The sequence below is a fragment of the Thioclava atlantica genome (genome assembly GCF_000737065.1).
Taxonomy (GTDB): Bacteria; Pseudomonadota; Alphaproteobacteria; order Rhodobacterales; family Rhodobacteraceae; genus Thioclava; species Thioclava atlantica.
The window spans coordinates 41456-54623 of sequence record NZ_AQRC01000010.1; the positions used below are offsets into that span (position 1 = coordinate 41456).

At 67.0% G+C, this 13168-nt stretch carries 9 protein-coding genes; 4 read left to right on the forward strand and 5 right to left on the reverse strand.

The window, feature by feature from the left end:
* Positions 1-310: 310 nt before the first annotated feature.
* A complete protein-coding gene (locus DW2_RS12720) occupies positions 311-1069 on the reverse strand; it encodes a methyltransferase domain-containing protein (RefSeq protein ID WP_038147179.1) in 759 nt (252 codons plus the stop codon).
* Between the two features lie 62 nt (positions 1070-1131).
* Here DW2_RS12720 and gloB point away from each other — a divergent pair, with 62 nt between their 5' ends.
* A complete protein-coding gene (gloB, locus tag DW2_RS12725) occupies positions 1132-1902 on the forward strand; it encodes a hydroxyacylglutathione hydrolase (RefSeq protein WP_038147181.1) in 771 nt (256 codons plus the stop codon).
* Positions 1903-1906: 4 nt separating this feature from the next.
* Here the strand turns inward: gloB and DW2_RS12730 are convergent, their stop codons facing one another.
* The gene (locus tag DW2_RS12730) at positions 1907-3289 is read right to left on the reverse strand and encodes a chloride channel protein (protein WP_238321328.1); all 1383 of its coding nucleotides are present in this window, start codon (positions 3287-3289) and stop codon (positions 1907-1909) included.
* Positions 3290-3657: 368 nt separating this feature from the next.
* On the opposite strand from DW2_RS12730, the gene clpA reads away from it, so the two are divergent.
* Positions 3658-5976: an ATP-dependent Clp protease ATP-binding subunit ClpA gene (clpA, locus tag DW2_RS12735; RefSeq protein ID WP_038147182.1), complete on the forward strand. Its 2319-nt coding sequence runs from the start codon at positions 3658-3660 to the stop codon at positions 5974-5976.
* Positions 5977-5983: 7 nt separating this feature from the next.
* Positions 5984-6949, forward strand: coding sequence for a M23 family metallopeptidase (locus DW2_RS12740; RefSeq protein ID WP_038147184.1), 966 nt, complete (start codon positions 5984-5986; stop codon positions 6947-6949).
* Positions 6950-6956: 7 nt separating this feature from the next.
* Here DW2_RS12740 and DW2_RS12745 read toward each other — a convergent pair whose 3' ends face one another.
* Positions 6957-8837 carry a cation:proton antiporter gene (locus DW2_RS12745; RefSeq protein ID WP_081874979.1) on the reverse strand — a complete coding sequence of 627 codons (1881 nt, stop codon included), beginning with the start codon at positions 8835-8837 and terminating at the stop codon, positions 6957-6959.
* Between the two features lie 252 nt (positions 8838-9089).
* Between DW2_RS12745 and DW2_RS12750 the strand changes: the two genes are divergently transcribed.
* Positions 9090-10622, forward strand: a complete 1533-nt coding sequence (locus tag DW2_RS12750) for a DEAD/DEAH box helicase (protein WP_038147187.1) — start codon at positions 9090-9092, stop codon at positions 10620-10622.
* 93 nt (positions 10623-10715) lie between these two features.
* On the opposite strand, the gene DW2_RS12755 is transcribed toward DW2_RS12750, so the two are convergent.
* Positions 10716-12338, reverse strand: coding sequence for a ribonuclease J (locus DW2_RS12755; RefSeq protein WP_081874980.1), 1623 nt, complete (start codon positions 12336-12338; stop codon positions 10716-10718).
* Between the two features lie 47 nt (positions 12339-12385).
* Entirely contained in the window at positions 12386-13162 is a 777-nt protein-coding gene (locus DW2_RS12760; protein ID WP_038147192.1) for a type III pantothenate kinase, read from the reverse strand.
* Between the last annotated feature and the right edge of the window lie 6 nt (positions 13163-13168).

The window sequence follows — 13168 nt, forward strand, 5'->3', positions numbered from 1 at the left end:
GCCTCTACGTCGCTTATCGGGGAGGCTAGTAGCAGAGCAATCCCCCCCTCGCAACCATCTTAAGCACGAGAATGTGAGCAGAAGCGCAGCATTTCCGGTCTCGTCGCGAGAAGGTGACAGAGAGCGAAGGAAAATGAGGGCGCTAACAGATATTTCCGCTCGGCGCGGCGCATTGCCGCGCGAGGTGATTCACCCGCCGATTGCGCGCCAGATAGACCGCGCGCCGCATTCTTTCCCCGACAGCCCTGCACCCGGCAGGTGATTGCGCGGCGGCCGCACGGGGCATCGCGATCCTTGCGGGCCGCGAGGCTCAGACCGGGTCGGAAACCGGCTTCACGGCGCCTTCAAGAATCGAGAGCGGCCTGCGCACGCGCGCGCCCAGCCCCGAATTGTGCCGCGCATGGACCTGCTTGGAGACCTCGAGCATGATCACGCCCGACGCGAGCGCGCCTGAAACCCGCGTGCCGACCCGTTCCCACATCGCGGCGGAACGCAGCCAGAAGCGGCGTTGGCTGGGCGGGATGTAGAGCGCTCCGGAATGGCGTTCGGGCACGAAGCCCGAGCGCCGGGCGAGCTGGTCGAGCTGTCCCAGCGTGTAGGGCTTGCCGAAGCCGAAGGGCGTGGTCTCGCGCGGGGCCCAGAGACCGGCGCGATTGGGCACGATGAAGAGCGCGCGCCCGCCGGGGCCCAGCACGCGCCAGCATTCCTCCATCAGCGCCTCGGAATTGTCCGAGGTCTCGAGCCCGTGCATCACGACGAGACGATCGACGCGCCCCGTCTCGAGCGGCCAGCGCGCCTCCTCGCACAGCACCGAGACATTCGGCATCCCCGCGGGCCAGGGCATCACCCCCTGCCCCGCTGGCATCAACCCGATCACCCGGCGCGCAGATTCCAGATAGGGTCGCAGCAAGGGCACCGCGAAGCCGAAGCCCGCGACGGTGAGCCCCGCCAGTTGCGGCCCCGTCGCCGGCCAGAGCGCGAGCATGCGATCGCGGATCGCACGTTGCGCGGCACGGCCGAGCTGCGTCCGATAGTAGAAGTTCCGCAAGTCGAGCACGTCCAGATGCATTGCGCCTTCCGCTTCCTTGGGCTTAGTTATGCGACAGGATAATCAATGCGGTAGAAAAGACCATGGCCGTCGAATTGCTGATCGTCCCCTGCCTGGCGGACAACTACGCTTATGTCGTGCACGAAGCCGCGACCGATACGACAACCGTGATCGACGTCCCCGAGGCGCCGCCGGTGCTCAAGGCGCTCACCGAACGCGGCTGGAAGGCGAACCTGATCCTGATCACGCATCATCATGCCGATCATATCGAGGGCGTGCAGGCCTTAGCCGCGGCGACCGGCGCGAAGGTCGTCGGCGCGGCTGCGGATGCGCATCGCTTGCCTGCGCTCGATCAGGAGGTCCGTCCCGGCGAGATGCTCCCGATCGGGATGGAAAAGGTCGAGGTCATGGACGCACCGGGCCATACGGTGGGCCATATCGCCTATTACTTCCCCGATGCGGGGCTCCTGTTCTCGGGCGACAGCCTGATGAGCTGGGGGTGCGGACGGCTCTTCGAGGGCTCGGCGGCGCAGATGCACGACACGTTGACGCGCTTTGCCGAATTGCCGGACGAAACGCTGGTCTGCTCGGGGCACGAATATACCGAGGCCAATGGCCGGTTTGCGCTCTCGATCGAGCCGGACAATCCGAACCTGCTCGCCCGGATGGAGGAGGTGCGTGCGGCGCGTTCCCAGATGCGCCCGACCCTGCCGGTGGAACTCGGGCTCGAGAAGGCGACGAACCCCTTCCTGCGCGGCGGCGATCCTGCGATGCGCCGTGCGCTCGGCCTGGCCGACGATGCCAGCCCGCTCGCCGTCTTCACCGAGGCGCGCGCCCGCAAGGACCGGTTCTGAGAGATCAGCCCTTCGAGGGGGCGACCACCGTCTCGCCCTCTTCTTCGCGCCGTGCGTTCTCGGCCCGGCGCGCGCCCCGGATCGCATCGGCGATGAAGAGGCGCGAGAGAACGTGATAGAGCGGTTCGGGGGCGATGAAGCGTGACGTGCCGTAGCCCAGCATCGCCGCGATCATGATCGGCCCGAAGGCATCGTGGTTGCCGGTCATCTCGAAGATGATGACGAAGGCGGTCATCGGCGCCTGGGTCACGGCGGCGAAATAGGCCGCCATCCCGACCAGGGCCGCAAGCGCCACCTGCGACCCCATCAGCAGCGCGATGCTCGAACCCAGCCCGGCCCCGACCGAGAGCGAGGGCGCGAACAACCCGCCCGGAATGCCCGAAACGGTCGCCGCGAGCGTCGCGATCAGCTTGCCCAGGAAATAGAGCGGCGGTTGCGCCTGTCCCTCGACGACGGCGCGCGCCTGGTCATAGCCGGTACCGAAGGTCTCGCCATCCATCAGGAAACCGATCACCGCGGTGACGATCCCGGCCACCAGAGAGACGATGACGACGCGGCGCATCGGGCGGGCGGGCGACCAGCGGCGGATCGCACGGGTTATCTGGATGACCGAGCGGCTGAAGATCGCCCCCGTGAGACCGCCCGCAAGGCCGCAGGCGACCACGGTCAGCCAGCCCCAGAGATCGGTGGCCATCGCGGAGGAGACCCCGAAATAGGTATAGGTACCGAGGATCGAGACGGCCGCGATGCCGGCCAGGATCACCGCCGAGAGCACGACCCCGTTGGTGCGCACCTGGTAGGACCGGCTCATCTCCTCGATCGCGAAGACGATCCCGGCGAGCGGCGTGTTGAAGGCGGCGGCGATCCCGGCCGCCGAGCCCGCGAGGATCAACCCGCGCCGCTGGACCATTCCGCCGAGGCGCCCCGATTTCATCATGATCGCCGCGCCGACCTGGACGGTGGGCCCCTCCCGGCCGATCGAGGCACCGCAGGCGAGGCCCAGCAGCGTCAGGAGGACCTTGCCGAAGGCGATTTTCAGAAACAGGAGCCCGCCCCGGTCCGGGTCGTCGCGCAACTGGCGCGCCGCGATCGCCTGCGGAATGCCGGAGCCTTGCGCACCGGGGAAATAGAGCCGGGTCACGACCGCGATCATGACGAAGGCGGCCGGTGTCAGGAGTAGCGGCAAGGTATGGTGGGGGAGCAGCCCGTCGAGATGGGTAAAGACGCGATGGGCGTAATCGGCGGAATACGCGAAGGCCGTGCTGAAGACGCCGATGGTGATCGCGCCGAGCCAGAACACAAGACGGGTCTTCCAAAGCCTCCGTGACGTCACCATCGCACGCGAACGGCGCAGCATGGCGATACGGGAAATGCTTTTTCGATCCATCGGAGCCCTCCTGTCCATCGTCTAGAGGGTCAAGCACCCATTGCCAAGGGCGTGCGTGTCGCAGGACGGGCCCGCATGCGCCTCCGGATCTCGCGCGCCTGCGCCCCGCCCTTGAAAGCATGGGCGCGCACCCCATTTGCTGAACCGACGCGACCCTCCCCGATATCGCGCTCGTTCGGACGGCGCTGCCCTTCCCGCCCCTCTTCTTTCGCCGCGTGATGACTTTTTTCGCACGAATCAGGCGTTGAGAAGATTTTGGGCATGAAAAGACTTGAAGCGCGGCCATTTCCACCGAACTTTAATTGTATGAGGTCAGGATCGGTGCCGGGGCTCTCCCTCGCCGCTCTCTCGCAGGAAAGGAGCAGACCATGCCGTCGTTTTCCAACACGCTCGAACAGGCCATCCACGGTGCTCTGGCGCTTGCCAATGCGCGCAAGCACGAACTGGCAACGCTCGAACATCTGCTCCTCGCGCTCATCGACGAGCCGGACGCGGCGCGGGTCATGAAGGCCTGCGCGGTCGATCTCGACGAGTTGCGCCAGACGCTGGTGGAGTTCATCGATGACGAACTCTCGACCCTCGTTACCGAGATCGAGGGGTCCGAAGCCGTGCCGACCGCCGCCTTCCAGCGCGTGATCCAGCGCGCCGCGATCCATGTGCAATCCTCGGGACGGTCCGAAGTCACGGGGGCCAACGTGCTCGTCGCGATCTTCGCCGAACGCGAGAGCAACGCGGCCTATTTCCTGCAAGAGCAGGACATGACGCGTTACGACGCGGTGAACTTCATCGCGCATGGCGTCGCGAAAGATCCCGAATACGGCGAGACGCGCCCGGTTTCCGGAGCCGAGGAGGAGGCGAAGGCCGAAGGAGCCCCGCAGGCCGACGCCAAGGACTCCGCGCTCGAGAAATACTGTGTGAACCTCAACGCCAAATCCGAGAAGGGCGATATCGACCCGCTGATCGGGCGTGAACACGAGGTGGAGCGCTGCATCCAGGTGCTGTGCCGCCGCCGCAAGAACAACCCGCTTCTCGTGGGCGATCCCGGCGTCGGCAAGACCGCGATCGCGGAAGGTCTGGCGCTCAAGATCACCCGGGGCGAAACCCCCGAGATCCTCGCCAAGAGCACGATCTACTCGCTCGACATGGGCGCATTGCTGGCCGGCACCCGCTATCGCGGCGATTTCGAGGAACGCCTGAAGGCCGTCGTGAAGGAGCTCGAGGAGCATCCCGACGCGATCCTCTTCATCGACGAGATCCACACCGTGATCGGCGCGGGCGCGACCTCGGGCGGGGCGATGGATGCCTCGAACCTGCTGAAGCCCGCGCTTCAGGGGGGCAAGCTGCGCACCATGGGCTCCACCACCTACAAGGAGTTCCGCCAGCACTTCGAGAAGGACCGCGCGCTGTCGCGCCGGTTCCAGAAGATCGACGTGAACGAGCCCTCGGTGCCGGATTCGATCAAGATCCTGATGGGGCTGAAGCCCTATTTCGAGAAGCATCACGACATCCGCTACACCAATGACGCGATCAAGGCGGCGGTGGAGCTGTCGGCGCGCTACGTGCATGACCGCAAGCTGCCCGACAAGGCGATCGACGTGATCGACGAGGCGGGCGCGGCCCAGCATCTCGTGGCCGAGAGCAAGCGGCGCAAGACGATCGGCGCGAAGGAGATCGAGGCCGTGGTGGCCAAGATCGCCCGGATCCCGCCGAAGAATGTCTCGAAGGACGATGCCGAGGTGCTCAAGGATCTCGAAAAGACCCTCAAGCGCGTGGTCTTCGGCCAGGACAAGGCGATCGAGGCGCTGTCCTCCGCGATCAAGCTGGCGCGCGCGGGTCTGCGCGAGCCCGAAAAGCCGATCGGCAACTACCTCTTCGCGGGCCCGACCGGCGTCGGCAAGACCGAGGTGGCCAAGCAGCTCGCCGATACGCTGGGCGTGGAACTGCTGCGCTTCGACATGTCGGAATACATGGAGAAGCACGCGGTGAGCCGCCTGATCGGCGCGCCTCCGGGCTATGTCGGCTTCGATCAGGGCGGGATGCTGACCGACAGCGTCGACCAGCACCCGCATTGCGTGCTGCTGCTCGACGAGATCGAGAAGGCGCACCCGGATGTCTACAACATCCTGCTGCAGGTGATGGATCACGGGAAGCTCACCGACCATAACGGCCGAACCGTCGATTTCCGCAACGTGATCCTGATCATGACCTCGAATGCGGGCGCCTCCGACATGGCGAAGGCCGCGATCGGCTTTGGCCGCGACCGCCGTGAGGGCGAGGACACGGCCGCGATCGAGCGGACCTTCACGCCGGAATTCCGCAACCGTCTGGATGCGGTGGTCAGCTTCGCACCGCTCTCGCGCGATGTGATCTTGCAGGTCGTGGACAAGTTCGTCCTCCAGCTCGAGGCGCAGCTGATCGACCGCAACGTCCATATCGAGCTGACCCCGGCCGCCGCGAACTGGCTCGCCGAGCGCGGCTATGACGACAAGATGGGCGCGCGACCGCTCGGCCGCGTGATCCAGGAGCACATCAAGAAACCGCTCGCCGAGGAACTTCTCTTCGGCAAGCTCACCAAGGGCGGCGTGGCGAAGGTCTCGGTCAAGGACGACAAGATCGTCATCAAGATCGAGGAGCCGGGCCGCAAGCGGATCTCGGGCTCCAAGCCGCGGCTTCTGACCGCCGAGTGATCCGCGCGTGCTGCGCGCGAGCCTGATCAGCCTTATCGTCCCGGCCCTGCCCTGCATGGCCGGGACGATTTCGTTGCAGCTCCCGGTGGAGTGCACGCTCGGGCAGGACTGCTACATCCAGAATTACGTCGATCGCGATCCCGGCCCCGGCGCGCGCGATGCGGGCTGCGGCACGCTCACCTATGACGGGCACAAGGGGACCGATTTCGCATTGCCGACCCTCGCCGGGATGCGTGCGGGCGTGGCGGTTCTCGCCGCCGCCCCCGGCGTGGTGACGGCGATCCGCGATGGCGAACCCGACCGCGCCTTCATCGAGGGCGCCCCGGTTACAGGGCGCGAATGCGGCAACGGGATCGTGATCGCGCTCGGCGATGGATGGGAGACGCAATATTGCCACCTGCGCGAGGGTTCGGTCTCGGTGCGGCCCGGCGAGACGGTCGCGGCGGGCCAGCCCCTCGGCCTCGTCGGCCAGTCGGGCAAGGCCGCCTTTCCCCATCTCCACCTAGCGCTTCGCCACGACGGAGCGGTCGTCGACCCTTTCGACCCCGACCCGACACGCGCCTGCGACCGCGGCGGCGCGCGGGACAGCCTTTGGTCTCCGCCGCTCGCCTATACCCCCTCGGGGCTCCTCGGGATCGGGTTCACCACGACACCGCCAAGCTTCGAGGCGGTGAAAGCCGGGGTGCCGGTGGACACGCGCCTGCCAAGCTCCGGCCCCGCGCTCCTCGTCTGGGTCTATGGCTTCGGCGCGCAGGCGGGCGACGAGATCGAGATCACGATCGACGGCCCGCGCGGCGAGATCCTCCGCCACGCATCCCCGGTCGAACGCAGTCAGGCGCTGTTCTATCGCTATTCGGGCCGCAAGACGCCGCCCGGCGGCTGGCCGGCGGGGCATTACCGCACCCGTGCGGCACTGATCCGAAAGGGCGAAACGCTCGCGGTCGAAGAAGCCGAGACCGACGTTTCGCGCTGAACCGGTCTTATGGAATGCGCGCGGCCGGCCCCGGCTGGCCCGAGGGTTTCTCCCCCGCATTGGCGTTCGCGGTCACCTCTTCCTCGACCGCTTCGGGTGGCAGGAGCGAAATGATCCGCCCGCCCGGCTCCACTTTCAACGCCTCGGGATCAGTCACGAAGCGCAGATCGCCCTTCGGCGAGACCACCATCAGCGGCTCGGCCCGCGGGCGTTTCGCACGCCACTCGGGGAGCCCGTATTCCTCGGTGATCCGCGTCACCCGGAAACGCCAGCCCTCGGCGAGCCGGTCTTCCCAGCCCTGCAGCGTGCGGCCGTCGCCGAACCGCCTGCCGCCCAGCTGCGTGGGCAAGGCGTGACGCTCGCGATCGTCCTTCTGCCGCGGCAGTTGCCAGACCTTGTCGCGGCCGAATTCGGGAGCGAGATCGGTCGCGACGAGCGTGTTGTAGGCATCGTTGTCGGTCGCGGCGAGCAGCGTCGAATAGGACATCAGCTCGACCGTGTCCTCCGCCGCCTCGCCCAGAATGTCCCCGTAGAAGGTCTTGATCCCGTTGGCCCGCGGCCGGATCAGGTGGGCGGGGTTGGGATCGGTGATCAGGACCGGCACCTCGGCCCTGGTCAGCACCTCGGCCAGCGCGGTGGTGAACCGCGACCCGCCCACGATCAGCAGTCCTGGCTTGTCGACGCTCGCAAGCCCCAGCCTGCGCGCCAGCGGCGCCAGCGTGAAGCCGTGCACGATCACGGTGATCAACACCAGCACGAACGCCAGCGGCCCGATCCGCACGCCGTCGATCACGCCCGCCTCTGCGAGCCGCTGCCCGAAGAGGCCCGCGACCGCCACGAGGACCACCCCGCGCGGCCCGGTAAGCGCAATCAGCAACCGTTCGTTGCGCGGCAGGCTCGAGCCGATGAGCGATATCAGAACGGTCAGCGGCCGCGCAACCAGCACCACCAGCGCCACGAAGACAAAGGCGTGCCAGTCGAGCGCCGCGATCTGGTCGATCTGGATATTCGCCGCGAGCAGGATGAACACGCCCGAGACCAGCAGCACTGTCGCATGTTCCTTGAACCGGCGAAGCTCCTCATAGGAGGGCAGATCGGCATTGCCGATCACCAGCCCCATCACCGTCACCGCCAGAAGCCCGCTCTCGTGCAACACCGAATCCGTCAGCGCGAAGGTCGCCAGAAGCGTCGCGAAGAGCACCGGCACCTTCATGAATTCCGGCACCAGCCCGCGGCAGAAGGCCCGCGCGATCCCCCAGCCGACGAGCCCGCCGATCGCCGCCGCGAAGAGGATGCCGAGCGCGAGATGGCTGATTGCCTCCCCCATGGGCAGGTTCGAGCGCGCGGTGATCACGACCTCGAAGGCGAGGACCGCCGCGAGCGCGCCGATCGGATCGTTGACGATCGCCTCCCATTGCAGAAGCCGCGCGGGCCGGCGCGCCAGCTTCGCGGTGCGCAGGAGCGGCGCGATCACCGTCGGCCCCGTCACCACCATGATGCCACCGAAGACGGTCGCGCTTTCCCAGCTCAGCCCCGCCCCCCAGACCAGCGCCAGCGTCGAGAGCAGCCATCCCAGCGGCGCGCCGATGAAGACGAGCCGCGCCACCCCCGATTTCGCATCGCCCAGCCGGTGCAGATCGAGCGAGAACCCGCCCTCGAACAGGATCACCGCCACCGCGAGCGCGATGAGCGGCCCCAGCAGATCCCCGAAATCGCGCGCCGGGTCGAGCAGGCCCGTCGCCGGCCCCGCAATGAGCCCCGCAACCAGCATGAAGACGATCGCGGGCATGCGCAGACGCCAGGCCAGCCATTGCGCCCCGACCCCGAAGACGCCCACGAGCCCGAAGGCCAGGACGGGGCCGAGCCCCGCGCTTTCCGCAACTGCCATTGATGTCCCTCTTCCGGTTCTGCGGGCCAACCCCGTTTCAGAAGGTCAGGTTCCACCCGCGGATGCAAGAGGCTCGCCTGCGATATATCGGACCGCAAAGATTGACCTTTACGCCGCGATCGGCTAGGGGAATGCGAACCCCGCAATCCGGTGGGGGCAGTCTGGGCGCCCGGTCTCCTCAGCGCCCGTATGCGGCAGCCGCCCGACGTGGCCCGCTTCAGGACGCGAAACAGGACGATCCCAAGGACTCTGATGACCAAATTCTCCGATCTGAAACTGGACCCCAAGGTCCTCTCCGCCGTTGCCGATGCCGGCTATGAAACGCCCACGCCGATCCAGGCGGGCGCGATCCCTCCGGCGCTCGAGGGCAAGGACGTGCTGGGCATCGCCCAGACCGGGACCGGCAAGACCGCCTCCTTCACCCTGCCGATGCTGACGCTTCTGCGCCGTGGCCGCGCCCGCGCCCGGATGCCGCGCTCGCTCGTGCTGTGCCCGACGCGTGAACTGGCCGCCCAGGTGGCGGAGAATTTCGATCTCTACGCCAAGAACACCAAGCTGACCCGCGCCTTGCTGATCGGCGGCGTCTCCTTCGGCGAGCAGGACAAGCTCATCGACAAGGGCGTCGACGTGCTGATCGCCACGCCCGGCCGCCTGCTCGATCATTTCGAGCGCGGCAAGCTGATCCTCACCGATGTTAAGGTGATGGTCGTGGACGAGGCCGACCGGATGCTCGACATGGGCTTCATCCCGGATATCGAGCGGATCTTCCAGCTCACGCCCTTCACCCGCCAGACGCTGTTCTTCTCGGCGACCATGGCCCCCGAGATCGAGCGCATCACCAACACCTTCCTGCACGCGCCGGTGCGCGTCGAGGTGGCCCGGCAGGCGACGACCGGCGAGAACATCACCCAGAGGCTCGTGGAGATCACGCCCGCGCGGCGCGACCAGACCGCCAAGGCGAAACGGGAATTGCTGCGCGCGCTGATCGAGGCCGAGGGCGAGACCTGCACCAACGCGATCGTCTTCTGCAACCGCAAGGTCGATGTGGACATCGTCGCCAAGAGCTTGCAGAAATACGGCTTCGACGCGGCGCCGATCCACGGCGATCTCGAGCAGAGCCAACGGATGCGCACGCTCGACAGCTTCCGCGACGGGTCGCTCAAGGTGCTCGTGGCCTCGGATGTGGCCGCGCGCGGTCTCGACATCCCGGCGGTGAGCCATGTGTTCAACTACGACCTGCCGATGCATGCCGAGGATTACGTCCACCGGATCGGACGTACCGGCCGCGCGGGGCGCAAGGGCACCGCGATCTCGATCGCGACCCCGACGGATGACAAATACCTGTCCCAGATCGAGGGTCTCGTGAAGATGGAGATCCCCCGCGCCGAGACGCCCGAGAGCTTCGAGCTCTCCGAAGGCGCGAAGGAGCCGCCGCGCAAGCGCGAGGACAGCAAGGGCGGCCGCGCGCGCGGTCCCCGTGGCCGGTCGCGCGAGCGTGGCGAGGAACGCGGCGGGCGCGAGCGCCGGCGCGACAAGGATGTCGAGGCCCAGGAGGTTCCGGCCGCAGAGGTGAGCGAGGCGAAACCCGCACCCGCCGCCCCTGCCCCCGAAGCCGATGCCGGCGCGGACCAGGACAGCCGGGCGCGCCGCGCGCGTGGTGGCCGCAACCGTCGCGACCACGGCCAGGCGGTGGTGGGCATGGGCGACCATGTTCCCGACTTCCTGACCCGCTCCTTCCGGCCCAGCAAGACCGAGGAACCGGCCGAGGACGGCGCCGAGAGCTGATCCCCCTTCCTCTTGACAGAAATATCCCCGCCGGAGGCATCCTCGGGCGGGGTTTTTCTTTGTCGTCGGGCGGGCGCGTGACGCCGGCGCGGATCACTCCATCAGCCGGCTCGTCACCACCACGACCTCGGGCTTCTTGCCGATCTCCTCCATCGAGACCTGCCGCGCGATCCGGCGCAGGGCCTCGTCGAGCTTGTCGTCATTGGACACGAGCTTGGCGGGTGCCCGGTCGAGGAACTGCGCCATCTCGTCCTCGATCTGCTCGGTCAGCGCCGCGCCGGAGCGGCCGCGCTCGGGCAGGCCCATCAGCTCGACCCAGGGCTCGCCGAGCGGCTTGTCATCCTCGTCCATGATCACGGTAACGAGGCAAAGCCCGTTGAGCGCCATCCGGATCCGGTCGCGCACGACGCCATCGAGCGCCCCGATCTGCACCGAACCATCGAGATAGGTGCGGCCAGCCTCGACATGCTCGACGACTCGCGGCGCCTTGCCGCTCAGCTCGATCATCATGCCGTTCGTCGCGACCTCGGAGGCGATCCCCTTCTCGTTGCCGATCTTGGCATGTTCACGCAGGTGACGGTGCTCGCCATGCATCGGGATCAGCATCTGCGGGCGGAGCAGATCATGCACCGCCTCGAGGTCGGGCCGGTTCGCGTGACCGGAGACGTGATAGAGCCCGCCGTGGTCGTCGACCACATCCACGCCCATTTCGGAAAACGCGTTCATGATGCGGATCACGCCGCGCTCGTTGCCCGGAATGGTCTTCGAGGAGAACAGGAACGTGTCGCCCTCCTTCATTTCGAGCCCGAGATATTTCCCGCGCGCCAGCTGGGCCGAGGCCGCGCGGCGTTCCCCCTGGCTGCCGGTCACGATCAGCATCAGGTTCTGGCGCGGCACCTCGGCCGCCTCTTCGGGCGAGATCGTTCCGGGCATCCCGGTGAGCACGCCGGTTTCCTCGGCCGCCTGCACCATCCGCTTCATCGCGCGGCCCAGAAGGCAGACCGAGCGGCCGGCGGCCCGCCCGGCTTCCGCCAGCGTCTTGAGGCGCGCCACGTTCGAGGCGAAGGTCGTCGCGACCACCATGCCCGATTGCTGCGAGATCAGCTCGGCCAGCGGCCCGGCCAGCGTCGCCTCGGAGCGGCCCGGCTGGGGCGAGAAGACATTGGTCGAGTCGCATACCAGCGCCTTCACGCCCGCGCCCTCGCGGCCGATCTCGTGCCAGAGCTCGGGATCGAAGGCCTCGCCCACGACCGGATTGCCGTCGAGCTTGAAATCGCCCGTATGCACGATCCGTCCCGCCGGCGTGTCGATCACCAGCCCGGAGCTTTCGGGGATCGAATGCGAGATCGGCACGAATTGCAGCTTGAAGGGACCCGCCTCGATCACCTGCGGGCGCGGTTCGACGATCTGGATCGTCTCGGGCGGGATCCCCGCCTCTTCGAGCTTGAGCTGCCCGATCCGGCCCGTGAAGGCCCGCGCATAGACCGGTTTGCGCAATTTGTTCCAGACATGGGGCAGCGCGCCGATATGGTCTTCATGGGCATGGGTGATGAAGATCGCCTCGATACGATCGGCATTCTCCTCGAGCCATGCCAGATCGGCGAATATGAGATCGACGCCGGGCGTGCCGTCCATATCGGGGAAGGTGACCCCGAGATCGACCACGATCAGACGCTCTTTCCCTGCGGGGCCGTAGCCGTAGACATAGGCATTCATGCCGATTTCGCCGGCGCCGCCGAGGGGGAGGTAAATCAGTCTGTCAGTCACGCTCTATGGTCCTTGTTATAATCGTTGATCAGGCGCAGACCGTGCATGGTAAGATCGTAATCGATACTGTCAAACAGGTCGAAGCCCTGGCTGAAGAGTTCCGCCAGCCCTCCCGTCGCGATCACTTTCATCGGCCGGTCGCGCTCGAGCCGGATCTGGCGCACGATGCCTTCGACGAGCCCGATATAGCCCCAGAACACGCCCGACTGGATACAGGCGACGGTATTGGTGCCGATCGCCTTCTCAGGCATCGTGACATCGACATGCGGAAGCGCCGCCGCCGCGGCATGGAGCGCCTCGAGCGAGAGGTTCACGCCCGGCGCGATCACGCCGCCGATATAGGCCCCGTCCCGCGCCACGACATCGAAGGTCGTCGCGGTGCCGAAATCGACCACGATCAGGTCGCCGCCATGCCGCTCGAAACCCGCCACCGCATTCACCAGCCGGTCCGGCCCCACCGTGGTGCCGGGATCCACGCGCGGATCCACCGGGAGCGCGCATTCGGGCTTGCCCACCACCAGCGGGCGGCAGTTGAAATAGCGGTTCGCGAGGACGCGCAGGTTGAAGACCACGCGCGGCACGGTCGAGGAGACGATCACCTCGGAGATCTCGGCATCGACCCCCTGCAGGCGCATCAGCCCGGTGAGCCAGACGAAATACTCGTCCGCGGTGCGCTTGTGGTTCGTCTCCATCCGCCAGGTCGCGATGAAATCCGCGCCGTCCCAGATCGAGAACACGGTATTCGTGTTGCCGCAATCGATGCACAGAAGCATGGGGCT